The following is a 25,533-nucleotide window of genomic DNA, read 5'->3' as shown; positions in this document are numbered from 1 at the left end:
CGCTGACGACTGACAATCTCGACGCCTCGCAGTTGCGTCGTTGCCATTCGTCGCCGACCGCTGCGGTGCGATCGGGAGGGACGCGATGAGCGACGTTGTGGTGGACGATATCGTGGCGCTGCTGCCCCCGCTGCTGCAGACCCTCGAATCGCTCGGCTTCGTGGCGCGTTATCTGCACCCGCCGGAATTCGGAGATCTCCTGAAGCTGGCCGGCACACCCGAGGACGCGCTGCGCGCCGAACTGCCGCGGCTTGCGAACTGGCCGGAGACGTTCGCCCACCTGCGCGGCCCGCTGCAGGGCGCTGGCGATCTGGCGCTCGCCGCGTTCGCCGGATTGCGCGCAGTCGACGCCGGCCAGGGCGATCTCGTCGACGTGTTCCGCGCGCTCCGACACCTGCCGCAGGCATTGGAGGCACTGTATCCGCTGGCGGCGACGCTGCCGCCAGTGTCGAGCTTCTTCCTCGATCCGGCCAGCCAGCAGGACGAGACGCTGCTGGCGCGACTGATACAGCCAAAACATCCCGACAGCGGCTCGTTTCATCGCTTCAACGATCCCGGCAGCCGCGGCGGCTACTCGCTCTATGTGCCGGAATATTACGATTCCGAGCGTGAATGGCCGCTGGTGATGGCGTTACATGGCGGCAGCGGTCACGGTCGGCTGTTTCTCTGGAGCTGGCTGCGTGACGCCCGCAGCCGCGGCGCGATCGTGGTGGCGCCGACCGCAACCGGGCGAACCTGGGCGCTGATGGGCGAGGATGTCGATTCGCCAAATCTGGCCCGCATCCTCGACGAGGTGCGGACGCATTGGCGGATCGACTCGTCCCGGCTGCTGCTCACCGGCCTCAGCGATGGCGGCACCTTCTGCTACGTTTCCGGCCTGACCAGCGACTCGCCTTTCACCCATCTGGCACCGATCGCCGCAAGCTTTCATCCGTTGCTCGCCGGCGCCGCAGACGCCGCGCGGCTCCGCGGCCTACCGATCCAGATCGTGCACGGCCGCCATGACTGGATGTTTCCGGTGGAGGTGGCCCGGCAGGCGCACGAGGCGCTGGTTTCGGCCGGTGCCGACGTCAGCTACCGCGAGATCGCCGACCTCAGTCACAGCTATCCGCGCGAGGCCAACGCCGCGCTGCTCGATTGGCTGAAGGTGCCGGCGGCGTAACGCTCAAGTGCCGCGCCGCGCCAGTAGAGTCTGCCGGGCCAATTCCGATGCCCGGCCACGATCGGCGAATACAGCCAGCAACAATAGCGCCAAACCGCCGTGAAACAGGCCGGCGCCGAGAGCAGTCGGCGCGATCTGCCAGATCAGCACCGGTGCCGCGACCATCAGGGCAGGCGCCAGCACGTAGGCTGCACTCAGAAAAGGCGACGCAGGATATCCCAGCCGCCAGGCCACAGCGCCGAGCGCGGCAAGCGCCAGCAGCGACTTCACGCCGGCCATGAAGCGCAGCAGCAACACCAGCTCGGCATCACGCTGGGCCAGCCCAATCGTGGCCGCATCGGGCGAGGCCAGCACCGCCGCAACAGCCGCGACCAACGCCGCCGCGATCACCAGTACCGGACGCGGCATCGACCAGCGCAACGGAGCGGCGGCGTGCGAGACGGGCAGCACAGAAGCATCGGACATTCGCGACATCCTCGGCTGATGATGGTGGTCGCAAGCGTAACGCGGCGGTTGCGGCGGCGGCAAATCACACTGCGGCGACGCGCACTTCAGCGCACCAACAGAGTCACCAGGACCGGCACCAGGAGCGCGGTGATCAGTGCGTTCAGGCTCATCGCGATGCCGGCGAACACGCCCGCGATGGCATCGACCTGAAACGCACGCGCGGTGCCGATGCCGTGCGAGGCGAGGCCGACCGCAAAACCGCGGGCTCGGTAGTCGCGAATTCCGAGCCGGTTCATCAGCGGCGACACGACAATGGCGCCGAGGATGCCGGTGAGGATTACCGCGACCGCAGTGAGCGACGGATCGGCGTGCAATGACTCGCTGATACCCATTGCGACGCCGGCCGTGACCGATTTCGGCGCCAGCGACAGCACCACCGTCTCCGGTAGCCCGGCGAGTTGGGCCAGCCAGACCACCGAGACGATCGCCGTGACGCAGCCGACCACCAGCGCCAAAACCATCGGCAGGATCGCGGCCAGCACCAGCTTGCGGTTTTCGTAGAGCGGAACGGCCAGCGCCACGGTGGCGGGGCCAAGCAGAAAGTGCACGAACTGCGCGCCGCCAAAGTAGGTCGTGTAGGAGGTTCCGGTCGCCCATAGGAACACGCCGATGATCCACATCGCGTGCAGAACCGGATTGACCAGCGGATTGCGCCCGGTCGCCTGCGACACCGCATCCGTCGCCGCATAGACCAGGAGCGTCACCGTCAGCCACAGCAGCGGCGTCTGCGACAGATACACCCACAACGAGAACGGATTGGCGCTCATCGGGGCACCCACAGCGACAACAGCCGCGCCACCACCACGAACGTCACCACTGTGACCACCAGCGTGATCAACACCGAGCCGGCCAGCACCAGCATGATCGCGACGCCGTGGGCGGTGATCATGTCGAGCTGCTGGATCACGCCCACGCCCGCAGGCACGAACAGCAGCGACAGATGCGCCAGCATACCTTTGGAGGCATCCTCGACACCGCCGTTACCGAGTGGTCCGCGTGCCAGCGGCTTGATGTAATCGCGCGCCACCAGCAAACCGAACAGCAACATCAAGCCAAGAACCGGACTCGGCAATGGCAAGCCCAGCCCGCGAGCGATCACTTCGCCGGCGAGCTGGCACAGCAGGATCAGGCCAAGACTGGCGATCATCAGGTTCCCCCCACGCGGAAAATCGCGTGCACCGATGCGGGCTTCGCCGGAACCTGTCAATTGCGGGAGCCGGAACGGCTGCTATGCGGCCGATACCGGCGCCTTCGCATCATGCATGGGGAGGCCACGAAGCACCTTCGCCCGGTCGGCGTCCGAGATCAGCCCTTCAGCCGTTTGTTGCATTCACTCCAATAGCCGCCCCCCTTCTGGATCCATCGCAAACCGCCGGTGGTGTTGGCCGCCTTGTTGGCTTTCCATTGCTGTGCACAGGTGTGCAGCCGGGCGAGCGACGGCTTTTCCTGAGCGAATTTGGGATCCACCGCAGTCGGATAGACCGCGGGCCCCTGCGGCACGGCCGGTGCGGCGACGCTCTTCGCTTTGGACTTCTTCTCAGGCTTGGCGTCGGTCGCCTCGGACTTGGTAGCCTCCGGCTTCGGTTCGGGCTTCGACTCCACCGGCTTGGCTTCGGCCGCCTTGCTATCGCCGCTCGCCGCTGCGGCCCCGCAATGGTCCTTGCGGAAGTCGTTCCAGCCCTGCCCGTTCAAGCTGCCGTCGGCTTTGGCCGCCTGATACTTCGCGCTGCATTCCTGCGCGGTCAGCGCCTGCGCGGGCGTCCCGCCGGACCATATTGTAAGCGCAGCCGCAATCAGCAGCGCCGCGCCGGTCTGATAGCTTCGAACTCTCATCGTCCCATCTCCCTGGAATGCCACCCGTCGACATTCTATCTCGCGGCATGCAACTGACAATTGCGATCCGATTACCAGCAACGAGGGACACCGAGCGCCCCGCGCAGCCGGAATGGCCACGCGCGCCGGACGCAATTGCCGCCGGTATAATGATTTGCAATAAGGTCGCGTGCCTCGAAATCCAGCGCTGGCCGCCACGACGTGGCGGTCCAAGACCTTCCAAGTCGTCGAGACCGTCGCGATCGGCTGTGCCGGCGGCGCCTTGTTCTATTGGGCACAACTCCCTGGCGGATTGATCACCGGCGCGATGATCGCAGTCGGCGCAGCCGGTCTTGCCGGACGCAAGATGGGGCTGCCACCGCCGCTGTCGCACATCGTGCTGATGGCGCTCGGCGTTTCACTCGGCTCTGTGGTGTCGCCCGCCATGGTGCACAATCTCAGCTCCTACCCGGTGACGATCGGCCTACTCGCGGTGGCAACGTTCTGCGCCACTTTCGGCAGCAGTATCTACCTGCAGCGCGTCCACGGCTGGGATCGCACCTCGGCACTGCTCGCCGGCAGCCCGGGCGCGCTGTCGCAGATCATCATGCTGGCCACCGAACGCAAAGCCAACGTGCCGGGCATCGCCGTCGTTCAGGTCATGCGGGTGATCATCCTCACCAGCGCGGTGCCGTTGCTGCTGGCGCTGATCGGCATGGCCGGCCATGGCCCGCTGCCCTCGCGGGGGCCCGAAGCGACACCGCTGGTCCTGGCGATCCTGGTCGCAGTCGCGATCGGGGTGGCCATGCTGCTACGGCTGGTGAACTTTCCGGCGAGCTGGATGTTCGGTGCCATGCTCGGCTCGTCGGTGCTGCACGGTGCCGGCTGGGTCGAGGGAACATTGCCGCAATGGGCCTATCTGGCGGCGCTGGTCGGAATCGGAACCCTGATCGGATCACGATTCGGCGCCATCAAACCGCGCACCATCCTCAGCTATATCGGGGCGGCGCTGGGATCGTTCGCGGTGGCGATCGCGATTTCGGCGGTGTTCGTGGTCGCCATCATGCTGACCACGCCGGTAAAGCTCAACGACCTGGTGGTGGCGTTTTCACCCGGCGCGATGGACGCCATGATGGCGCTGGCGCTGACTCTGCACATCGATCCGGTGTTCGTCGGCGCCCACCATTTGTCGCGCTTCATCTATGTGTCGATCGTCACGCCCGGCATCGTCCACCTGTTCGGCAAGAGCCCGGACGATCTCGACGACTGAAGGTTACCGCCGCAGCCGCGCTATTCCCCAGCCGCAGAGTGCGGCCAGCGCCAGCGACATCAGCACGTTGTAGCCCGCGAAAGACAGGCCGAGAAAGCGCCACTGCACCTCGTCGCAGCGCACGACTTTGACCGTGTCGAGCTGCGCAAGCAGGCCACCGGCCTTGCTGAGATCCAGGATCGGCCCGGAGCAGTCGGACGGGCCGGCCCAGAAGCGCCATTCGACGCCCGCGTGATAGGCCGCAAGCCCGGCATTGCCGAGCGCCATCAGGCCGAGCACGGCCAACCCGGCGGCGACCAACCAGACAGGCGCCCGGCGCCAGGCCGCGAAGGCCACCAGCAAACCGAGCGGAATATCGAGATAATAGGCATAGCGCTGCTCGAGGCAGAGCTTGCACGGCGCCAGCTCCAACACGAGCTGGGAAAACCAGGCCAGGCCCAGCGCCGCCACGGCCACGACCGCCACGGTCAACGCGACGCCCCCGGCGATCCGGGCCGAATCGGCCTGCCGGGCAGCGCCCCCGCGAGTGTCGAGACGATCAGCGTTCACGGCGGTCTCCATCATGCGCCGGGGTCCTAACGCGGTGCCGATCGGCTGTCGAGACGAGCGCCGATCAAACCGCGGTGTTTCAGCGGCGCACGAGGGTCGGGTTGACCCCGATTCCGGGACCGCTATAGTCCGCGCGCTTCGCGAACCGAACCAACCTTCGGCCGCGCAGGCCCCTGTGGCGGAACTGGTAGACGCGCTCGACTCAAAATCGAGTTCCGCAAGGAGTGCTGGTTCGATCCCGGCCAGGGGCACCATCTCCGGCAGCCGCAACGGCTCGTCCCGGCTCTTAGCTGCGCAACGCACCTTTCCGCTACTGTTAGTTGCAGCGCGTAAGCCGCTTTCTCAAGCGAAGCATTGCGTGTCGCGCGCAGAGACTCTTTGCAAGTGACAGTCGCTTACATTTCGGTTATCTACTTAATTGAGTAATTCAACAAATAGACCGGGGAAGATCGGGAGGGTTTCGCCGTCGTGCGACTCGACAGTGGCATTCTGGATCATCGCGACGTTCGAGGACTGCTCGATCATCACGAGTACAGTGGCGAATTCTGCAGATTACTGTGCGTGGCGAAGAACGATGGCGTCAGTTACTCTGAATGCGTCACGGCCGCGAAGCTGATCCGTTCCAACGGCGGGCCCGGCTGGCGGCAGGCTTGGGAAGAACTCGCCAGATCGCATCTGCGGCGCGCGGAGGAATTCGGTCGCGCCGGCAACGACACGGCGGCGCAGAAAGCCTGGCTGCACGCGGCGAACTACTTCATGGCCGCGGCGATCGAAAGGAGCCCCGAAGGCTCGGAACCGGCCCTGGTGGCTTTGGCGCGGAGCTGTCTGGGGCACTATCTGGAGAAGCTGAAGCCCCAGGGCAAAACCGTTGCGATCCCGTGGCTCGGGGATCGCTGGCTCGAAGGCTTCTACCTGCCGGTCGCCTCGGACGGCGCCGATGCAGGTCCGGTGGTGGTGTGTATCGCCGAGACCCGGCGGACCAAAGAAGAGATTCTGTCGCTGGTTCTACGCTCGGCCCGGCAACGGGGCATGGCGTTATTGTGTGTGGACCTGCCTGATGAGACGTCGGCGGGATGCTCCGCCCCGGAGACCGGAATCACCGCGATCCTCGATTACCTGACGGATTCCCGCGGGATCGATGCGGCACGAATCGCGGTGATCGGAGACGGCAGTCCCTCTTCGCTCGTCACCCGCGGCATCGCGCGCGATGGTCGCGTCGCCGCCGCCGTCTGTGACGGTGGGCTGTGGGACCTGTGGGCGATGCGCCACACCGAGACACGCGGCGCCTCGCTTGGCATGGTGCAAAGCTGCGCCCTACCCTCGGCGGTGGCCTGTCCGTTGCTGGTGCCCCTGAGCGACGGCGATGGCATCGCCCCGGCCCACGCCCGGCATCTTTTGGCCGAACATCATGCCGGTAAACGCGATATCCTGCTGAAAGTGTTCGGCGAGAACAGCAGCGCACCATGGCCGGTCGACGGCTATGATTGGATTTTGGTGGCCGACTTCGTGTTCGACTGGCTCGGTCAGCACCTGAAGGGCGACGACACCGAGACCGGCTGCAGTCACCTAGTCGACACTCGCCTATAGGCCGCTGGCAAGTTTGACGGTCGCCTTTTCCAGCCGATTCTGCAGCTCGCCGAGCTGCAAGGTGAGCTGCTCCAGAGCCTCGCTGCCCGTCTCTTCGAAGATGAAGCCGTTGAGCTCCTGCTCCCCGGTCGCCAGCCCGGCGATCTGCTTGTAGGCCTTGTCGGAAAGCGACAGTTTGACCACCCGCGCGTCGTGGCTGTCGACCTGTCGCCGGATCAGACCTTTCTTCTCCAGCAGCTTGGACTGCGTGGTGATGAACGAAGGATCGACATGGACGGCTTTGGCCACATGGCGAATCGACACGCCCTCGCCCTGCTCGAGATCCATCACGGCCATCAACAGCGCGAATTGCGGTCCGCTGATGCCCAACGACTTGGCCCGGAACTGGCGGATCTCATCAAGGAATATTGCAACGCTCGCGACCGTTGCGGCGAATCGCCTTGCGACGTCCGGGTCGATCGTTGAGGCGCGGGACGCACGGACCTCGCGTTTGTTCTTCGTCGTCTGCATTGTCCGGCACGTCATCCCGCACGAGCACGGCCGCTCGTGCATAGCTCATCGCTCGGTTAGGTTTCTAGTGTACACAAATTCTTCAACTGATCATATCGATTCCGAACGAACCTAAGCTCCCGCGAGCAGTCGCCCTCGTCCGACGGGACTCTATAGTCCGTTTGCGGTCGGAATTCTGCACGGGCATCTGCATCGAGACAGCCTGTTGAAGCATGACTTGTGGGTGCGCCGGCCTTGCCGCAAGGCGTCCCGCGCGGCCGGTGAGCATCTGTGGTCGGCGTGCATCACTGGCCTGCCGCCTCGCGCGGCGCCCAGCTCGAATCCAGATCGCTCGAGTTGCAACACCCTGGCGGATAGATCGCTTCACAAATGGTGCGCCGCCACAGTCTTGTTGCACAAATGCAACGTGACGTTCCAAATCCTATTGCTGAGTAGATAAATGAATTTGCTAACGTGATGAAATCAACCATGATCCGCGCAGACGGGGTGGGGCAGCACAAGTCGTCCCGTTGAGAGGTTTGCCACGCCGAGGCATCGGCGAACTTCGCGTCACAGGGCCACCTCGGGTTTCTCCCGCAGGAACCGGCTCCATCCACTTTGTTGACCTTGGAGGGTAGCAATGAACATCATCAAGCAATTGGCGCTGGGAACAGCCGCGGCGGTGATCGCCGTCGGCAGCGCCCAGGCCGCCGATCTTCCGTTGAAGGCGAAGGCCGTCGAATACGTGAAGGTCTGCTCGATCTACGGCGCCGGCTTCTACTACATCCCGGGCACCGACACCTGCATCAAGCTCGGCGGCTATCTGCGCGCCGACGTGACGATGGCGGGCGGCGCCGCCTACGACATGCCGGCTTGGAACGGCAATGCCGGCCAGAAGAACCGTCTCGCCAACGATTACATCTTCCGTTCTCGTCAGGACATCAACATCGACACCCGCACCGCGACCGAATACGGCGTGGTTCGGACGTTCTTCGATGCGACCTTCAACTGGACCTCGGGTGACGGCATTGCCGGTGGTTCGCTCGGCGTGTACTACGCCTTCATCCAGTTCGCTGGCTTCACCTTCGGTAAGGCGGTGTCGCAGTTCGATACGCCCTGGACCGGTTATCCGGGCAACAACACCTCGTTCCTGATCGGCGGCTACGACGACGTCACCGGCATCAACCAGGTGTCGTACACCGCGGAATTCGGCAACGGCGTGTCGGCCTCGATCTCGCTCGAAGATCAGTCGTCGTACCTGCGGTCGGCGCTCTACAACACTTCCGGCACCTCGACCTTCCTGGCCTACGGCACCGACTCCTATGCCGGCACGTCGGTCCCCGACATCGTCGGCAAGGTCCGTGTCGACCAGGCATGGGGTCTGTTCCAGGTGTCGGCTGCTGCGCACCAGGTTCGCGCCAGCTACTACAACACCGCGAACGAGACCTCCGGTCACCCCAGCGACACCTGGGGTTATGCGGTTCAGGGCGCCATCTCGCTCAAGAACCTGCCGACCGGCCCCGGCGACAGCATCAACTTCACCGCCACCTATTCGAACGGCGCGACCCGTTACGTGCTGGGCGGCGTGAGCCCGAACTCGTTCGCGATCTACGGCAACGGCTCGGTCCCGGGCACCTACCAGAGCGTCGCTTTCGGCGTTGCGGCTGACGGCGTGTTCGCCGGCGCGAACAACCTGACCGGCACCGGCATCGAGAAGACGGGTGCCTGGGGCGTCCGTGGTGCATTCAACCACAACTGGAACCCCTACTGGTCGACCTCGCTGTTCGGGTCGTACACCAAGATCGACTACAACGGCACCGCGACTGCTCTGATCTGCAGCGGTCTGGGCGCCAACGTGGCCGGTTTCAACTGCAACCCGGACTTCGCGATCTCTCAGATCGGTACCGTCACCCGCTGGACCCCGGTCAAGGGTCTGACCCTGTCGGGCGAAGTGATGTACACCTATCTCGATCAGGCCTCGTCGGGCGTCCTGCCGCTCACCGCTGCGGGCACCAAGCCGGCCGCGAACTACGAGTTCAAGGACCAGGGCGTCTGGAGCGGCAACCTCCGCGTTCAGCGCAACTTCTGATCCTCGCTTCTTCCAAGCGATTATCTGACGAACCCCGGCGGGCAACCGCCGGGGTTTTTCGTTGAGGCGATCGACGACACCGGCGAGTCAGAGGGTCGCAGCGTGAAGCTCTTCGTCGGAAGTAATCGGTCCATCGGCAAAGCTACGGCGCGATAGACGCCTTGGTTTTTCCCGCAAGGCGAGGCTTCGAACGCCGGCATGGTAGCGTGGCGGATCAACCTCAGATCACCCTCGGAAAGAACCGTGATTACTGAGTAAATTACCTGTTGTAGTCATGAAAAAATGATCATATACTTCTGTCCGAGGTCATCGTTCATCGGTGACCGCCGAGGGAGCAGGAAGAAATTTCAGTTTCCTTCATGAGAACCTCCAGGAAACCTCCGGCAATGCCCTGCCGGAGGTTTTCGTTTTTGGGCGGCCGCACCGTGCGATAGGCGCGATCGGTGCTCGAGACGAGCCTCGCTCCGCCAGCCAGCCAGCGCGGCCCTGCCCTGCAATAGTGGCATGCCGCGGTGAGGTGGGACGGAGCTGCTCGCGCAATCCGAAGGTCTCGCCTCCGACGCTAGACTTTCCTCGCAAAATCAAAGACCTGCCGGCGGGCCCAAGCACCGGCGACGACTTCGGCAGCGCCGCGCGGGCTGGACGTCGCTGCCGGCCGCATGGCTCCTTCGCCATTGGTTGCATGGCTCTTTTTGGCCCAGCGACTAGACGAATCGCGTCATTTTCCCGCCGCTCCTAGCAAGAAAGAGCCGTTGATGGTCAACGCCGACCGCATCCTTGCTCCCCAACTCCGCTCCAAGGTCATGACCGCAGCCGACGCTGCCGCGCTGATTCCATCCGGCGCGCATGTCGGCATGAGCGGATTCACCGGTGCCGGCTATCCCAAGCTGCTGCCGCTGGCGCTCGCCGAGCGCATCAACGCGCACCACGCGCGGGGGCAGAAGTTCAAGGTCAGCGTCTGGACCGGCGCCTCGACCGCGCCCGAGCTCGACGGTGCGCTCGCCAAGGTCGACGGCATTGAGATGCGGCTGCCGTATCAGTCCGATCCCACCTGCCGGAAGCGCATCAACGCTGGCCGGATGGAGTACATCGACATCCATCTGTCGCATGTTGCGCAGCACGCCTGGTTCGGCTTCCTCGGCAAGCTGGATATCGCGATTGTCGAGGTTGCCGGCATCCGCGAGGACGGCAGCCTGATTCCGTCGTCGTCGATCGGCAACAACAAGACCTGGCTCGATCTCGCCGACAAGGTAATCCTCGAAGTCAACGCCTGGCAGGACATCCGTCTCGAGGGTATGCACGACGTCTACTACGGCACGCAATTGCCGCCGAACCGCAAGCCGATCCCGATCGTCACGTCCGGCGACCGGATCGGCGAACAGTATCTGCGCTGCGACCCGGCCAAGATCGTCGCGATCGTCGAGACGAACCTGCCCGACCGCAACTCTGCGTTCTCGCCGCCCGACGAAACCTCGCAGGCGATCGCCGGCAACATCCTCGATTTCCTCGGCCACGAGGTGAAGAAGGGGCGGCTCCCGCACAATCTGCTGCCGCTGCAATCCGGTGTCGGCAATGTCGCCAATGCGGTGATGAACGGTCTCGAAGACGGGCCGTTCGACAATCTCACCGCCTACACCGAAGTGCTGCAGGACGGCATGCTGCACCTGTTGCGCAAGGGCAAGCTGACCCATGCCTCGGCGACGGCGTTGTCACTGTCGCCCGAGGGATACGACGAATTCCTGCGCAACCTGGACTTCTATCGCGAGCGCATCGTGCTGCGGCAGCAGGAGATTTCCAACCATCCCGAAGTGATCCGGCGGCTCGGCGTGATCGCGATGAACGGCATGATCGAGGCCGACATCTACGGCAACGTCAACTCGACGCATGTGATGGGCACCAGCATCATGAACGGCATCGGCGGTTCGGGCGACTTCGCCCGTAACAGCTTCCTGTCGTTCTTCATGACGCCATCGGCCGCCAAGGGCGGCAAGATCTCCTGCATCGTGCCGATGACGTCGCACGTCGATCACACCGAGCACGACGTCCAGGTGATCGTCACCGAGCAGGGTCTCGCCGACCTGCGTGGCCTGTCGCCGAAGCAGCGCGCGAAGGTGATCATCGAGAACTGCGCGCACCCGACCTTCCGGCCGGCGCTGAAGGAGTACTTCAAGCGCGCGCTGGAATATTCGCCGGGTCTGCACACCCCGCACATTCTCGACGAGGCGCTGACGTTCCTGCCGAACTGGATGGCCAACAAGGCCGCGCGCGAAGCCTGGCGCGACGATGCGGTGGTGCAGGCCGACGCCTGGCGATAGGGACCGGCCACGTCCCTCTCGATGTCATTGCGAGCGAAGCGAAGCAATCCAGAGCTCCCTGCACCGAGCTGGATTGCTTCGTCGCTTCGCTCCTCGCAATGACGAGATGCAAATTTTGATTATTCAGCTGCTTGTAGCCGCGTCGCCTTCTTACGCGGGGCGATCCAGAACGCGTCGGGGCGTTCGAACAGGAAGGTCGCGCCGCTCTTCATCGCGAGCTTCCAGATGATCAGCGCGCCGATCACCCCGGCAATGTTGACGAGAATAGCGATGACGCCGAGATCGAGGAACGCGGCGTATTTCAACAGCAATGCCCGGCTCGTCGCCATCGGCAGGAAGAACGCCAGATAGATCACGATCGAACGCTCGCCGCAGAACCGCAGGCCGTCGAGCCAGCGCTTCTCCGCCAGCAGGGTGCCGACCGTGATGATGGCGCAGGCGCCCGCAAGTCCGAGAAGGAGCGACAGCACCGGCAGGTCAGCGGCACCGACATGCACCAGAGCGGCGTTGATCACCGCCCACACCGCGAGACCGAACAGCGCCAGCACCGGCCGCGCGCGTGCCGAATCCGACAGCGCGAACACCTGCCTGGCGAACAGATAGCCGGTGTAGAAATAGAAGAACCGCGCACAGAACTCGTCGGGCACCATCCAGCCGGTGGTGACGTGCAGCGATTCCAGCAGCGCCGCAACGCCCCAGATCAGCAGAGGCGGCAGCCGCCGCGTCAGTTTGGTGACGACGAAAAAGATCGGCAACAGATAGATGAACCACAGCGTGCCGAACGGATCGATGAACGACAGCGCGTAAAGCTTGGCGACCCCGGCCCAGCCCATTTCGGCGGCGAAGCTCGGCGCCTTGCAGGCGAACTGGATCGTCACCCACAGCACGTAGAAATAAGCGAAGTGGACGACCTTGCGGTCGAGATAGGTTCGCCAGTCGCGATCGATCACCACTGCGAGAAACAGCCCGGAGATCAGGAAGAAGTCGGGCATCCGGAACGGACGCGCGAACTCGACCACGTAATGCATGAAGCTGGTGTGGCCGGCCGCGGCCTCGACGCCGAGCACCGAGTGCATCATCACCACCATGATGATGCAGATGCCCTTGGCGTAGTCGACCCAGTCGACCCGGCCGCCGTGCATGCGCGGAGCGTGTGTGCCGTTCGCCGTCATGGTTGTTCCCGTCAGATGCGGACGGGACGCATCTTCGGTGCGATCGGTTGCGTTAGTGTTGCCCTCGCCAGCGAATGTGCCGCATTTTTGGAATTGTGAGCGCCGGTAGGCTGTTTTGCCGCTGGGAGAGGTTTCTGTTAACCATCCGCGCCCTGCACCGTTCGAGCCGCCTTTGACCCGCACCTTCGATACGCCGCTTCCAATCGACGACGCGCTGGACGACCTCACCGGCGCGCTGGAAGCCAGCAGCACGGCGGTGCTGGTCGCGCCGCCCGGCGCCGGCAAAACCACCCGGGTGCCGCTCGCGCTGCTCGATGCACCGTGGCTGCAGAATCGAAAGATCATCGTCCTGGAGCCGCGGCGGATCGCCGCCCGCGCCAGCGCCGAGCGGATGGCCAAGACGCTCGGCCAGAAAGCCGGCGAGACGGTCGGCTACCGCGTCCGGTTCGGCTCCAAGGTGTCACGCGCCACCCGGATCGAAGTCGTCACCGAGGGAATCTTCACCCGGCAGATTCTCGACGACCCGGAGCTTTCCGGCGTCGGCGCGGTGCTGTTCGATGAATTTCACGAGCGCTCGCTCGACGCCGACCTCGGCCTGGCGTTGGCGCGCGATGCGCAGCAGGGGCTGCGCGAGGACCTCCGCATCCTGGTGATGTCGGCGACCATCGATGGCGCCCGCGTCGCGCGCCTGCTCGGCGACGCGCCGGTGGTCGAGAGCCTCGGCCGGGCGTTTCCGGTTGAGACCCGCTATCTCGGCCGCCGCAGCGATGCGCCGCTGGAGCGGCAGATGGCGGAGGCGATCGCGCAGGCGCTGCGTGCGGAGCCCGGCTCGGTGCTGGCGTTTCTGCCCGGCGCAGCCGAGATCCGCCGCACCGAGACGATGCTGCGCGAGCGCGTGCAGGACCCGGCAATCGAAATCGTGCCGCTGTTCGGCGCGCTCGACGCGGCGGTGCAAGACCGCGCGATTCAGCCGGCGCCGAAGGGACAGCGTAAGGTGGTGCTGGCGACGTCGATCGCCGAAACCTCGCTGACGATCGAGGGCGTGCGCATCGTGGTCGACTGCGGCCTGTCGCGGGTGCCACGCTACGAGCCCGATCTCGGGCTGACCCGGCTGGAGACGGTCCGTGCCTCGCGCGCCGCAGCCGATCAGCGCCGCGGCCGCGCCGGCCGTATCGAGCCCGGCATCTGCTACCGGCTGTGGGACGAGCCGCAGACCGCATCGCTGCCACCCTACACCCAGCCAGAGATTCTAAGTGCCGATCTATCGTCGCTGCTGCTCGACCTGGCGCAGTGGGGCGTCGCCGACCCGTTGTCGCTGACCTTTCTCGACCCGCCACCGCAGCCGGCGCTGAAGGAAGCCCGCGAGTTGTTGCGCGAGCTCGGCGCGCTCGATTCCGATGGCCGCATCACCGATGAAGGCCGCAGCCTGCGGGCGATGGCGCTACCGCCGCGGCTAGCGCGGATGATCGTCGATGCCGGCCGCCACGGCTATGCCGAGGACGCCGCGGAGATTGCGGCGATTCTGACCGAGCGCGGGCTCGGCGGCGACAGCGTCGATCTCGACCATCGCCGCGATCAATTCCGCCGCGACCGCTCGCAGCGTGCAACGAGCGCCCGCCAGATGGCGCAGCGCTGGGCTTCGTCACCCTCCCCGTCCCCGCAAGCGGACGGGGAGCTCAGCTCCGGCGTCTTGCTCGCCTTCGCGTTTCCGGATCGCGTCGCCAAGAATCGCGGCAATGGCAGCTTCACGCTGGCCAATGGGCGCGGCGCGACGATCGAGCAAACCTCGGCGCTGGCGCGTGCACCTTATCTGGCAGTCGGCGAACTCACCGGCAGCGCCGCGCAAGGGCGGATCCTGCTGGCGGCGCCAATGACGCTGACCGACATCGAGCTGCATTTCGGCAGCCAGATAAAGGACGCCGACGAGGTCAGCTTCGATCGCGCCGCGATGAGCCTGCGGGCGCGGCGACGGCGGTCGCTGCACGCCATCACATTGTCCGAAGCGCCGCTGGCGCTCATGCCTTCCGAGCAGACCGCGCGCGTGCTCGCCGATGGCCTGGTCGCCGCCGGGCTCGACCGGCTGCCATGGTCGAAGCAGCTCCAGCAATGGCGCGGCCGGGTGAGGTTCCTGCGCAAGGCCGAGGGCGAACCCTGGCCGGATCTATCCGATGCCGCTCTGGCCGAGTCGCGCGAGACTTGGCTGGTGCCGATGCTGTTCGATAAGACTGGGCTGAAGGACGTCTCGGCCGGCGATCTGTCGGACGCCCTGATGAATCTGCTGCCTTGGGAGCTGCGCACGCGACTGGACCGCGAAGCGCCGACGCATTTCGAAGCCCCCACAGGCTCGAACCTGCCGATCGATTACGAGGCCGAACAGGGCCCGACCATCGCGGTACGGCTGCAGGAATTGTTCGGCCTCACCGCCCATCCCTCGGTCGCAGGCGGCGCCGTGCCGCTGGTGCTGGAACTGCTGTCGCCGGCGCATCGCCCGGTGCAGGTTACGCGCGACCTGCCCGGTTTCTGGCGCGGCTCCTACGCCGGCGTGCGCGCCGATCTGCGCGGGCGTTACCCGCGCCACCCCTGGCCGGAAGACCCAGCCTCGGCGCCGCCGACCCGCCGCGCCAAGCCGAAAGGCACCTGAGCGGGCGCCGGCATTAATCCTTCGCTCACCGTTTTCGCCAAAAACAACCGCATGCATCGGGCGGCGCGGTCGCGTCCGACATCCGCGCGTGTTCCAATCGGCGCGGCGACTGGTTTTGTGAGTAGGCGTCATGCGTAGCATCCTGATTTTCGCCGCGGCTCTCGTGGTGCTGGGCACCGCGATGGCTCAAATCGCCGACCGGATTGCTCCGGCGCCGGCCCAGGCACATGCCGCTATCCGTGGGGAGGTCGCGATGACGGCGGCGCCCGAGGCCAGCGGTCGCAGCGTGGCGATCGCCAGCGATCGACGCGGCCACTTCCGCACCGATGGACGGATCGACGGGCAGCGTCTGTCCTTCATGATCGACACCGGCGCTTCCGTGGTGGCCCTGAACGAGAGTTCCGCGGCACGGTTCGGACTGCGGCCCCTGCGCGGCGACTACACCACCAAAGTCTCGACAGCGAACGGCCAGGTCAAAGCCGCGCGCGCCCGCATAGCGATGCTCGACGTCGGCGGGCTTGTCGTCCGTGATGTCGATGCACTGGTGCTTCCCGACGAAGCGCTGTCGGAAAACCTGCTCGGCCTGTCGTACCTGTCGAAGCTGAAGCGCTTCGCCTATGCGGACGGCCGGATGGTGCTCGAGCAATAGCGGCGCTTCCGGCAACGAGGAAGCGCGGGGTCAGCCGCGCTTCAGCATGTCCTTGGCCGCCAGCAACCCGCCTCCTGCGATCAGCAGTGCCGCCAGAGCCAACGCTGCGGTCGGCCGGGCGTAACCTGCGACGATCAGGAACGCTGTCGACAGTAGCGGCGTGGCGTAGGACGCCGCACCGAGTACGCGAATGTCGCCGCGCTTCATACCGATGTCCCAGGCATAGAACGCCGCCCCCACCGGACCGATGCCGAGCGCAACGATCGCGCTCCATTGCAGCAGAGTGTCCGGCCACATCGTGGTTTCGATCAGAGCATGCACCAGCGCCGCCAGCAGCGCGGTGACGAAGCAGAATCCGGCCACCGCATCGGTCGGCACGGCACTCAGCCGGCGCGACAGCACCGAATAGCTCGCCCAGACGAATGCGGCGACGAACGCTGCCGCAAGCCCGGGCAAATAGGCGCGTTCGATCGCCGCGCCATCGCCGGTGAACAGCAGCACCGTACCGGCCAGCCCGAGCAGCGCACCGACCAGATGATGCGACTTCAATCGCTCGCCGGGCAGCTGCGACGAGAACAGGACGATCAGCAGCGGCCACAGATAATTCAACAGGCCGGCCTCGGCCGGCGGGGCCAGCCGCAACGCCAGGAAATACAGCGCGTGATAGCCGAACAGGCCGCCGACGCCGATCGCCCAGACCAGCGGCGGCTGCCGTAGCGCGCGCACCGCCTGCGGCCGCACGATCCATCCCACCGCTGCGGCAGCCGCACCGATCGCGAATGTCATCGCGGCGAGCTGGAACGGCGGAATGGTGCCGGTCGCGACCGTCATCACCGCGAGCAGCGACCACATCAGGATCGCCGACAGCCCGATCAGCGTCGCAATGCGTGGCGTCATGGCTGGCCCCTTCCGCGGCCCATCGCGACGGCGCGGAACACGCGCCGTGCAATGGTTGCAGCCCGGCCGCCGAGCCTCACACCATGTATTGGCCGCCGTTGATGGTCAGCGTCGATCCCGTGATGTAGCCGGCATCGTCGCCGGCGAGAAACACCACCGCGCGCGCGATTTCCTCGGCCTCGCCGAGCCGATTGCACGGGATCAGCGGCAGGATCGCCTTGTCGAGCACGTCCTTCGGCACCGCCTGCACCATCTCGGTATTGATGTAACCGGGACAGATGACGTTGACCGTAATGCCGCCACGCGCATTCTCGAGCGCCAGCGCCTTGGTGAAGCCGATGTCGCCCGCCTTCGCGGCCGAATAATTCACCTGGCCGAACTGCCCCTTCTGCCCGTTGATCGACGAGATGTTGATGACACGGCCGAACTTGCGCGCACGCATGCCCTCGATCACCTGTCGCGTCATGTTGAACAGCGAGCCGAGATTGGTGTTGATCACCGCATTCCATTGCTCGAGCGTCATCTTGTGAAAGGCGCCGTCGCGCGTGATACCGGCGTTGTTGATGAGAATGTCGACCGGCCCGAGTTCGGCCTCGACTTTCTTGACGCCTTCGGCACAGGCATCGAACGAACTTACGTCCCATTTATATACCGGAATACCCGTCTCGCTCTTGAATTTCTCCGCTGCCGAATCGTTGCCCGCATAAGACGCTGCGACCTTGTAGCCAGCCGCTTTCAACGCCTTGCTGATTGCTGCACCGATACCGCGCGTTCCCCCCGTCACTAACGCCACTCGCGCCATTTCCAAACTCCTCCCGCAATTCCTTTTTCGTCTAGAACGCGATTGTGTCTTTTCGAATAAAAGGATGGCCGCTGACGAACATCAAGCAAAAACGCCCGGCAATCTGCCGGGCGTTTGAACAATCGTTCTTGCACTGCAACTGATCAGTTCGTTTACCGCGACATTCGCGGCACGCGTCGATCAGTCGCGAGCGAGGCACATCGCGATGCCCATACCACCGCCGATGCAAAGCGTTGCGAGTCCCTTCTTGGCGTCGCGCTTCTGCATCTCGTGCAGCAGAGTCACCAGCACGCGTGCACCCGACGCACCGATCGGATGACCGATCGCAATCGCGCCGCCATTGACGTTGACCTTCGACGTATCCCAGCCGAGATCCTTGTTCACCGCGCAGGCCTGAGCGGCGAATGCTTCGTTGGCCTCGATCAGATCGAGATCGCCGACCGACCAGCCGGCTTTCTTGAGCGCGGCGCGCGACGCCGGGATCGGGCCGCTGCCCATGATCTTCGGGTCGACGCCGGCCTGGCCCCACGACACGATGCGCGCCAGCGGCTTCTTGCCGAGCTTCTCCGCCTGCTTGGCGGTCATCAGCACCACCGCCGCCGCGCCGTCGTTGATGCCCGACGCAGATCCGGCCGTAACCGTGCCGTCCTTCTCGAACGCCGGCTTCAGCTTGGCCATCGCTTCGATCGTCGCGCCGTGGCGCGGATACTCGTCGGTGTCGACCACGATGTCGCCCTTGCGAGTCTTGATCGTGACAGGGACGATCTCGTCCTTGAATTTGCCGGCCTTCTGCGCGGCTTCGGCCTTCTGCTGCGAAGCCACCGCGAATGCGTCCTGCTGATCGCGGGTGATCTGCCATTGCCGCGCGACGTTCTCGGCGGTGTTGCCCATGTGGTAACCGTTGAAGGCATCCCACAGGCCGTCCTTGAGCATGGTGTCGACGAGTTCGACCGCGCCCATTTTCACGCCGCCGCGCAAATATTGCGCATGGGGCGCCATGCTCATCGATTCCTGACCGCCGGCAACGACGATGTCGGAGTCACCATTCATCAGCGCCTGATAGCCGAGCGCGACCGAGCGAAGACCCGACCCGCAAAGCTGATTGATGCCCCACGCCGGGCTTTCGACCGGAATACCGGCAGCGATCGACGCCTGCCGCGCCGGGTTCTGTCCCTGACCCGCGGTCAAAATCTGACCCATGATCACTTCAGAAACCTGCGCCGGGTCGATGCCGCCGCGCTCCAGCGCGGCTTTGATCGCCACTGCGCCGAGCTCGTGCGCCGGCGTGGTGGCGAAGGCGCCGTTGAAACTTCCGACAGCGGTGCGAGCAGCGCTGACGATGACAACATCGTCCGACATGGACATCTCCTGGGCTTGGGTTTTTGACGGGCTCTTGGACGGCGGGGCCTGGGTTGGCGTGCCGGTGTCGGCACGCATCCTGTGAAGCCGGCGGCGGCGTGTCAATCCGGCACACGCATCTTGGTGCTGCGATGCCGCTAAATTCACCCTGACACCGCCAGGCTGCCGGCACTGCACAAAACGGTAGCCGAAGGGCATTGAAAGTGCTTACTTTATTGCATTGCGTCTCAGCCTGCTGTCGGGAGGCGGCGGGTCCCTTATCCTCCGTGTGTGTGGGTGACATGGCGAAATCAGACCAACCGACCACGATCAAAAAATACGCGAACCGGCGACTCTACAACACCGGCACCAGTACTTACGTGACGCTCGAAGACCTCGCCGCAATGGTGAAGGATGGCGAGGACTTCCTCGTTTACGACGCCAAGACCGGCGACGACATCACCCGCAGCGTGCTCGCGCAGATCATCTTCGAGCAGGAGAACAAGGCCGGGCAGAACCTTCTGCCGACCACCTTCCTTCGGCAACTCATCCGCTTCTACGGCGACAGCATGCAAATGGTGGTGCCGAAGTATCTGGAGCAGTCGATCGATTCGCTGACGCGCGAGCAGGAGAAATTCCGCAAGCAGATGGCGTCGACCTTCAGCATGACGCCGTTCGCGCCGCTGGAGGAGACCGTCCGCCGCAACATGGAGATTTTCCAGCAGACGTTCTCGATGTTCGTGCCGCGCAAGCCGACCAGCGAATCAGCCGACGAAGTCCCGGCCGAAGCGGCTGGCGGATCCGACAGCATCGAAGATCTGCGCCGGCAGATGAAGGAGATGCAGGAGCGGCTGGAGCGGATGTCGCTCGAGCAGCCGAAGAAGGACGAGTAGTCCAGATCGTCTTCTCTCCACGTCCGGTTCTGATCGATCAGAATCGGACGTGGACAGCGATCCGGCATCTACGATCTTCGCTGCGCTCGCTGCTCGCGAGCCCACGCCGCGTTCGCCTGTAAACGTTTTAGCTGAGAGCCTTGCCCGAAGCCGAGGTTTCCGTCACCGGCCAGGGCCGGCGCTGTGAGGCCAGACCGATCAGCCGCCCCTGGATGTAGTCACAACCCCAGTCGCGCAAGAGCTGCGCGGATTCTTCATCCTGCACCCATTCGGCGACGGTCTTGATGCCGAGCCGTCGCGCCAGATCGATCAGGGTCTGCACGAAGGCGCGGTCGTCGGCAGAGCGCGCGATGTTCTGCACGAAGGCGCCGTCGATCTTGACGATGTCGACGCCGAGCGCGCGCAGATTGCGGAACGAGGTGTAGCCGGCGCCGAAATCGTCGATCGCGATTTTCGCCCCGAGATTCTTCAACCGATTGACGAAGCCGCGAACCTCGTCGAGGTCGGGGATTGCCACCGTCTCGGTGATCTCGACGATCAAGCGATCAGCGACTCCGGGATGCGCCAGCATCAGCGATTCGATACCCGCCCACCAATCGGCGTCGATCGTGGTGTCGGGCGAGATGTTGAGGCTGAGCGTGACGCCCGGTGCCGCCGCGAGCTCGGCCACCACCAGCTCCAGCACGCGATGATCGACCAGCCGGATCAACCCGAGGCGCTCCGCCACCGGCACGATGTCGGGCGCGAGCAGGACCTGACCGTCATCGGTCTTCATCCGCACCAGGCACTCGTAGAAGGCCGGCGCGCGCGACGCCGCCGCGACCACCGGCTCGTGTGCCAGGACGATACGCCGCTCGTTCAGCGCGGTGACGATCTCATCGGTCACGCGGATGTTGACCCGGCGCTGAGTGTCGCGCTCGACGTTCGGTCGCCACATCGAAAACGAGCCGCTGCGGCGATGCTTGGCGGCGGCGAGCGCCTCCTGGGCGCGGTTGATCGCCTCTTCGGCATCACGCGCGTGACGCGGCGCGCTCACTGCGCCAATCGATACGGTCGCCGAGACCGGCCCGGACTTCGTCGGCACGATCTCGCCGCCGATCGCCGCGAGAAACCGCCCGGCAGCGACCTGAGCGTCGTCGATGGAGCAGTTCTTCAGAATCAGGCCGAATTTGTTGCCCGAGAACCGGCCGAGCTGATCGCCGGTGCGCAGCCGGTTGCGGATCCGTCCGGCGATCGTCGAGATCACTTCGTCGGCGACATCGAATCCGAACGAATCGTTGACCCGCGCCAAATGATCGATGCCGACCAGCATGAACGACAGGCTGGTGCGGAATCGCGAAGATTCTTCGATTGCCTCGGCGAGCGCAGCAATCAGATGAGCCCGGTTGAGCTCGCCGGTCAGCGGATCGTGCTGCGACAGTTTCAGAAGCTGCTCGTCCCAGGCATGGCGCTCGTTGTTGATGCGCACGATGCCCTCGACACGCGACGGGCGACCGTCGGGGCCGGCGAACCAGACCCCGGTTTCCTCGATCCAGCACAACGGCGCGGCCGTGGAAGCGCGGATGCCGTATTCGATCCGGTAAGGCACGCAGCCGGGCCCGGCCGCAGCGGCCGCGTTGAGCAACGCTTCCGAGCGAACGCTCCGGGATGGCTCCAGCAGTGCCGAGAAGCTCGCGCCGGTGGCCAGCGTCGACGCCGGAATGTCTTGAAACAGGTCCCCGACAGCACCGGTCCAGGCCAGCGCGTCGGTGGCGAGATCCCACACGAAAGCGGCTTGCCCGAGCAGCGAGAGGATCGACGACGGAAAAGCATCACTCACAGTCTGCGCGGTCGACGGGCGGGGCGCAGGAGCGGCGGACGACACGACTGCCTCGTTTCGGGACGCTGTCAGGTGATTCTCCTGTGCAGGATAGGTCGACCGACCCTCCGCACGCTAGATCGATTCGATTAAGAATTCGGAAACTAAGTCCGATTCCAGGACAGGAACGGAAGTCCGAGCCTCGGTATATTACGAGGTACAGGGCTCCGGCACACGACTTGCGAAGACGGCATCAGGACGGGGTCACCCGCTCCGAAACGACACAAGTGAACGCGGGTGCGAGAATGGCGAAGATCTGGATCGACGACGGGAGCGACGTCCGCAGCGCCTCGGCAGAACCGGATTGCGAACAAGGCGAGCTGATCGAGCCGCTGCCTGTCCCGGTTACGCCACCGCCGATGCGAACCCGCTACACCGACCGACAGGTTCGGCCGTCGTCGAACTTCGTGGCGCACCTGATGGCAATTGACGGCGGCTATCCGCAGACCCGCGACAGCAATCGGGCCGAGCCGGGACGAGCCAATGCCGCATACCGCGCTGCCCCCGGCCCCGCCTTCACGGCGCCGCCCTCCGGCTTCAGAACTCAGCGGACATCCTGATCGCCCAGCCGGCACGCCTCAGCGGGCGGGCGACTTGTCCGCATCCTTCGTCGCCTCGACGGAGCTCACCGGCTCCGGTCGGTCGAGCAGCACCGCTTCGGCCATTGACGCCGCCGCAGCAGCGGACGCGGACGCCGGCTCAATCGGCTGAGGCGCGAGTTCGGCCGATGGCACCGCGGGGGCGCTGTCCTCGACCGGCTCGGATGGCGCCGCCGGCTCGACGGTTTTGGCCAAGGGGGATTTTTCGGACTTTGCAGGGACCGGACGAGCCGCCCGGGCAGCTCGCTGATGCCGGCTGCGCAACGCAATGCCGCTGAGGAAATCGACCAGCGCCAGCATTGCCAGCAGAAACACCGTCGGATTGGCAAACTGCGGCAGCATCACAAATTCGGCCGCCGTGCCGCCGAGCACCAGCAGCGACAGCAGATGATCGGTGAGGTACTTGGCGCCGGGCCGCGCCGCCTTCATCACCTCGGGCAACAGCAGCAGGATGCCGAGGGAGACCAGCACATCGCCGAGCCTAATCGCCCACGCTGCCCCCGACGGCAACACGAGATTCCAAAGCGGGGCGTCGAAACTCAGCCCCGGCATCAGAAACACGATGATGTTGCAGATCGCGACCGGAATCAGCAGCAGCGGAAAACCGATAATCGACATCGGCGAAGCCTGTGGTTCACGACAACCAGACGCGAGCGGGCCTTCGTCCGGACGCGAACGTCAACGCGTTAACGCAACACTTGGCACGAATTCAGACATCGGTCGGATCGTATTCGCGGTGGCTGCCGCACGGATGCGGCTCGCGCTCGCGTGGATCCTAAAGGGTCGGAGCGACAGTCATGCCGCACCGACCAGGTCCGAGCAAAAGCTCAGGAATCCTTCTTCTTCAGAACCTGACGGCCCTTGTACATCCCGGTCTTCAGATCGAGATGGTGCGGGCGGCGCAGTTCGCCGGAATCCTTGTCCTCGACATAGGTCGGGCGCTTGATCGCGTCCGCGGACCGGCGCATGCCACGCCGCGAGGGCGAAGTTTTTCTTCTCGGAACGGCCATATCGGTAATCCTTAACGGAGGTTCCCTGGCGAAATCGGTGTCGGCGTCCACACTCGGACGGCCCGCTTGCGCGCAGGCAAAATGCGTAAGGCCGGGCTTATAACGGAAGCTGGGCGGGAATGCTAGGGCGGTCGGCGGTCAAAATGCCGCCAAGTGAGTGGCGAGATTCGCGATTTTCCCGCCAGCACTGCCGCAACTCCGCCGAGCGGGCGCGGGCCACATAGGTGGCTGCGAGACGCCGAACGCCGCGCCCCGGAGTCTTGGCGCTACGGACGTGCGGGTTCGGCAGAATAGCCGCCATCAACGCAGCTTCCCTGGCCGACAATTGGGCCGCTGAGCGCCCGAATGCGTAATCGGCCCCGGCCATCGCGCCGAATTGGCCGTCCGGCCCCCATTCGGCAATGTTGAGATAGATCTCCAGGATCCGCTGCTTCGACAGCACCAGGTCGATCCACAACGCCAGCGGCGCCTCGAGCGCCTTGCGGACCAGACTGCGCCCCGGCCACAGGAACAGGTTCTTGGCGACCTGCTGGGTAATGGTGGAGCCGCCGCGGGTGGCATCGTCGTCGTCGAGCACATCGCGCACCGCATCCCAGTCGATGCCGTGGTGGCTGCAGAACTTGGCGTCTTCGGCCGCCACCACGCTGCGCGGCAGAGCCGGCGAGATGGTCTCGATGTCGATCCAGGTCCGGCTGACCGGCGAACCGGTGAGCCAGCGCCAAGCCATCAGGGTCGAAACCGGTTGGCCGCCCGCATAGAGAATGGTCAGGACGTAAGGCAGGGCGACCAGCGCAAGCACGACCAGAATGGCAACACGAACCACGCGCTTCCTATGAGGCGCAAACGCAACGGGATCAGGCACGATCGCTCCCGGTGTTGGCCAGGCCCCTTGCCCACCGCCGAATTGACGAAGCCGGTGCCATGATGAATGGTCCGGCCGAATTTTATCTGGAGCACTTCCGAATGGCCACCGCCCCGTCCACGATCGATTTTGCCAAACGGCTCGACTGCACCGCCGAAGATACCGAAAAGCTGCTCGATCGGCTGCTGTCCGACGAATTGATGACGGACGAGATCGCGCGGCCGCGCCGGCTGATGGACGCCATCCGATATTCCACGCTCGGCGGCGGCAAGCGATTGCGGCCGTTCCTCGCGGTGGAAAGCGCCGCGGTGTTCGGCATCGATCGCGCGGCCGCACTTTTGGTCGGCGCCGCGCTCGAGTGCATCCACTGCTACTCGCTGATCCACGACGATCTGCCGGCAATGGACAACAGCGATCTGCGCCGCGGTCGGCCGACCCTACACAAAGCCTATGACGACGCCACCGCGATCCTCGCCGGCGATGCGCTGCTGACCTTCGCATTCGACATCGTCACCCGCGACGAAGTGCACAACGACCCGACGGTGCGCTTGATGCTGACGCGCGTGCTGGCGCGCTGCGCCGGGCTCGGCGGCATGGTCGGCGGCCAGATGCTGGATCTGGCCGGCGAAGGCCGGTTCGGCGACCGCGAGCCGGTCGACGTCGCGCGGCTGCAACAAATGAAGACCGGCGCGCTGCTGCGCTACGGCTGTGTTGCCGGCGCGATCCTCGGTCAGGCCAACGCCGATCAGTATCGCGCGCTCGACGATTACGGCCGCGCGCTCGGCGAGGCGTTCCAGATCGCCGACGACCTGCTCGACGTCGAAGGCGACGCCGAAGCGCTCGGCAAGCCCGCCGGCGCAGACGCGGCGCTCGGCAAGACGACGTTCGTCACCCAGCTCGGCATCGACGGCGCCAAACAGCGTCTGCGCGACCTGATCGCGCGAGCCGATCAGGCCCTGGCACCGTTCGGCGAGCGCGGCGATGTGCTGCGCGCCGCAGCCCGCTTCGTCGCGGAGCGGAAGAACTGATCGA

The 25,533-nt window shown here is 65.0% G+C and carries 24 protein-coding genes and 1 tRNA gene; 11 read left to right on the top strand and 14 right to left on the bottom strand.

Annotated features, from left to right (window positions below):
• Positions 1 to 85: 85 nt before the first annotated feature.
• Positions 86 to 1,162 carry a carboxylesterase family protein gene (locus M9H71_RS02235; protein ID WP_455403490.1) on the top strand — a complete coding sequence of 359 codons (1,077 nt, stop codon included), beginning with the start codon at positions 86 to 88 and terminating at the stop codon, positions 1,160 to 1,162.
• 3 nt (positions 1,163 to 1,165) lie between these two features.
• On the opposite strand, the gene M9H71_RS02230 is transcribed toward M9H71_RS02235, so the two are convergent.
• The 4 genes from M9H71_RS02230 to M9H71_RS02215 form a co-directional block, all read right to left on the bottom strand.
• Positions 1,166 to 1,627 (bottom strand): hypothetical protein, encoded by a 462-nt coding sequence (locus tag M9H71_RS02230; RefSeq protein WP_455403489.1) that lies wholly within the window; start codon positions 1,625 to 1,627, stop codon positions 1,166 to 1,168.
• 86 nt (positions 1,628 to 1,713) lie between these two features.
• Entirely contained in the window at positions 1,714 to 2,436 is a 723-nt protein-coding gene (locus tag M9H71_RS02225) for an LrgB family protein (RefSeq protein ID WP_455403488.1), read from the bottom strand.
• Positions 2,433 to 2,816 carry a CidA/LrgA family protein gene (locus tag M9H71_RS02220; protein ID WP_455403487.1) on the bottom strand — a complete coding sequence of 128 codons (384 nt, stop codon included), beginning with the start codon at positions 2,814 to 2,816 and terminating at the stop codon, positions 2,433 to 2,435. Before M9H71_RS02220 ends, M9H71_RS02225 begins: the two co-directional genes overlap by 4 nt.
• A 158-nt stretch (positions 2,817 to 2,974) precedes the next feature.
• Complete coding sequence (locus tag M9H71_RS02215; protein ID WP_455403486.1) at positions 2,975 to 3,502, bottom strand: hypothetical protein; 528 nt, start codon at positions 3,500 to 3,502, stop codon at positions 2,975 to 2,977.
• A 169-nt stretch (positions 3,503 to 3,671) separates the two neighbouring features.
• Between M9H71_RS02215 and M9H71_RS02210 the strand changes: the two genes are divergently transcribed.
• Positions 3,672 to 4,751 carry an AbrB family transcriptional regulator gene (locus M9H71_RS02210; protein ID WP_455403485.1) on the top strand — a complete coding sequence of 360 codons (1,080 nt, stop codon included), beginning with the start codon at positions 3,672 to 3,674 and terminating at the stop codon, positions 4,749 to 4,751.
• Positions 4,752 to 4,754: 3 nt separating this feature from the next.
• Here the strand turns inward: M9H71_RS02210 and M9H71_RS02205 are convergent, their stop codons facing one another.
• Positions 4,755 to 5,300: a disulfide bond formation protein B gene (locus M9H71_RS02205; protein WP_455403704.1), complete on the bottom strand. Its 546-nt coding sequence runs from the start codon at positions 5,298 to 5,300 to the stop codon at positions 4,755 to 4,757.
• A 169-nt stretch (positions 5,301 to 5,469) separates the two neighbouring features.
• Here M9H71_RS02205 and M9H71_RS02200 point away from each other — a divergent pair.
• Together M9H71_RS02200 and M9H71_RS02195 are read left to right on the top strand one after the other, a co-directional pair.
• Positions 5,470 to 5,554 (top strand) — tRNA-Leu (locus tag M9H71_RS02200).
• Positions 5,555 to 5,768: 214 nt separating this feature from the next.
• Positions 5,769 to 6,887 (top strand): alpha/beta hydrolase family protein, encoded by a 1,119-nt coding sequence (locus M9H71_RS02195; protein WP_455403484.1) that lies wholly within the window; start codon positions 5,769 to 5,771, stop codon positions 6,885 to 6,887.
• On the opposite strand, the gene M9H71_RS02190 is transcribed toward M9H71_RS02195, so the two are convergent.
• Positions 6,882 to 7,397 (bottom strand): MarR family winged helix-turn-helix transcriptional regulator, encoded by a 516-nt coding sequence (locus M9H71_RS02190; protein WP_455403483.1) that lies wholly within the window; start codon positions 7,395 to 7,397, stop codon positions 6,882 to 6,884. The genes M9H71_RS02195 and M9H71_RS02190 overlap by 6 nt on opposite strands.
• 619 nt (positions 7,398 to 8,016) lie before the next feature.
• Here M9H71_RS02190 and M9H71_RS02185 point away from each other — a divergent pair.
• Positions 8,017 to 9,465: a porin gene (locus tag M9H71_RS02185; protein ID WP_455403482.1), complete on the top strand. Its 1,449-nt coding sequence runs from the start codon at positions 8,017 to 8,019 to the stop codon at positions 9,463 to 9,465.
• A 755-nt stretch (positions 9,466 to 10,220) separates the two neighbouring features.
• Positions 10,221 to 11,780, top strand: a complete 1,560-nt coding sequence (locus M9H71_RS02180; protein ID WP_455403481.1) for an acetyl-CoA hydrolase/transferase family protein — start codon at positions 10,221 to 10,223, stop codon at positions 11,778 to 11,780.
• A gap of 119 nt (positions 11,781 to 11,899) precedes the next feature.
• On the opposite strand, the gene M9H71_RS02175 is transcribed toward M9H71_RS02180, so the two are convergent.
• A complete protein-coding gene (locus tag M9H71_RS02175) occupies positions 11,900 to 12,952 on the bottom strand; it encodes an acyltransferase family protein (RefSeq protein ID WP_455403480.1) in 1,053 nt (350 codons plus the stop codon).
• A gap of 172 nt (positions 12,953 to 13,124) precedes the next feature.
• Here M9H71_RS02175 and hrpB point away from each other — a divergent pair, with 172 nt between their 5' ends.
• Positions 13,125 to 15,593 carry an ATP-dependent helicase HrpB gene (hrpB, locus tag M9H71_RS02170; RefSeq protein ID WP_455403479.1) on the top strand — a complete coding sequence of 823 codons (2,469 nt, stop codon included), beginning with the start codon at positions 13,125 to 13,127 and terminating at the stop codon, positions 15,591 to 15,593.
• A 130-nt stretch (positions 15,594 to 15,723) separates the two neighbouring features.
• Complete coding sequence (locus tag M9H71_RS02165; protein WP_455403478.1) at positions 15,724 to 16,242, top strand: TIGR02281 family clan AA aspartic protease; 519 nt, start codon at positions 15,724 to 15,726, stop codon at positions 16,240 to 16,242.
• 30 nt (positions 16,243 to 16,272) lie between these two features.
• Here M9H71_RS02165 and yddG read toward each other — a convergent pair whose 3' ends face one another.
• From yddG to M9H71_RS02150, 3 genes are all read right to left on the bottom strand, one after another.
• Complete coding sequence (gene yddG / locus M9H71_RS02160) at positions 16,273 to 17,139, bottom strand: aromatic amino acid exporter YddG (protein WP_455403477.1); 867 nt, start codon at positions 17,137 to 17,139, stop codon at positions 16,273 to 16,275.
• Positions 17,140 to 17,215: 76 nt separating this feature from the next.
• On the bottom strand, positions 17,216 to 17,941 hold the full coding sequence (gene phbB / locus M9H71_RS02155; protein WP_455403476.1) for an acetoacetyl-CoA reductase: 726 nt from the start codon (positions 17,939 to 17,941) through the stop codon (positions 17,216 to 17,218).
• A 180-nt stretch (positions 17,942 to 18,121) separates the two neighbouring features.
• Entirely contained in the window at positions 18,122 to 19,300 is a 1,179-nt protein-coding gene (locus tag M9H71_RS02150) for an acetyl-CoA C-acetyltransferase (protein ID WP_455403475.1), read from the bottom strand.
• A 281-nt stretch (positions 19,301 to 19,581) separates the two neighbouring features.
• On the opposite strand from M9H71_RS02150, the gene phaR reads away from it, so the two are divergent.
• Positions 19,582 to 20,172, top strand: coding sequence for a polyhydroxyalkanoate synthesis repressor PhaR (gene phaR / locus M9H71_RS02145; protein ID WP_455403474.1), 591 nt, complete (start codon positions 19,582 to 19,584; stop codon positions 20,170 to 20,172).
• Between the two features lie 127 nt (positions 20,173 to 20,299).
• Here phaR and M9H71_RS02140 read toward each other — a convergent pair whose 3' ends face one another.
• A complete protein-coding gene (locus M9H71_RS02140) occupies positions 20,300 to 22,036 on the bottom strand; it encodes a putative bifunctional diguanylate cyclase/phosphodiesterase (RefSeq protein ID WP_455403473.1) in 1,737 nt (578 codons plus the stop codon).
• A 239-nt stretch (positions 22,037 to 22,275) separates the two neighbouring features.
• Here M9H71_RS02140 and M9H71_RS02135 point away from each other — a divergent pair, with 239 nt between their 5' ends.
• The gene (locus M9H71_RS02135) at positions 22,276 to 22,590 is read left to right on the top strand and encodes a hypothetical protein (protein WP_455403472.1); all 315 of its coding nucleotides are present in this window, start codon (positions 22,276 to 22,278) and stop codon (positions 22,588 to 22,590) included.
• A gap of 18 nt (positions 22,591 to 22,608) precedes the next feature.
• Here the strand turns inward: M9H71_RS02135 and M9H71_RS02130 are convergent, their stop codons facing one another.
• The 3 genes from M9H71_RS02130 to mtgA all read right to left on the bottom strand — a co-directional run bounded on the left by M9H71_RS02130 (position 22,609) and on the right by mtgA (position 24,501).
• Positions 22,609 to 23,247, bottom strand: a complete 639-nt coding sequence (locus M9H71_RS02130) for a hypothetical protein (RefSeq protein WP_455403471.1) — start codon at positions 23,245 to 23,247, stop codon at positions 22,609 to 22,611.
• A 209-nt stretch (positions 23,248 to 23,456) separates the two neighbouring features.
• Positions 23,457 to 23,639, bottom strand: coding sequence for a 50S ribosomal protein L32 (gene rpmF / locus M9H71_RS02125; protein WP_011156094.1), 183 nt, complete (start codon positions 23,637 to 23,639; stop codon positions 23,457 to 23,459).
• 97 nt (positions 23,640 to 23,736) lie between these two features.
• A complete protein-coding gene (mtgA, locus tag M9H71_RS02120; protein ID WP_455403470.1) occupies positions 23,737 to 24,501 on the bottom strand; it encodes a monofunctional biosynthetic peptidoglycan transglycosylase in 765 nt (254 codons plus the stop codon).
• Positions 24,502 to 24,602: 101 nt separating this feature from the next.
• On the opposite strand from mtgA, the gene M9H71_RS02115 reads away from it, so the two are divergent.
• Positions 24,603 to 25,529 (top strand): polyprenyl synthetase family protein, encoded by a 927-nt coding sequence (locus M9H71_RS02115; protein ID WP_455403469.1) that lies wholly within the window; start codon positions 24,603 to 24,605, stop codon positions 25,527 to 25,529.
• The last annotated feature ends 4 nt before the right edge of the window (positions 25,530 to 25,533 follow it).

The organism is Rhodopseudomonas parapalustris, from assembly GCF_053772255.1.
The sequence above is the reverse complement of the archived record's forward strand: the minus strand, read 5'-3'. Positions and strand labels throughout refer to the sequence as shown.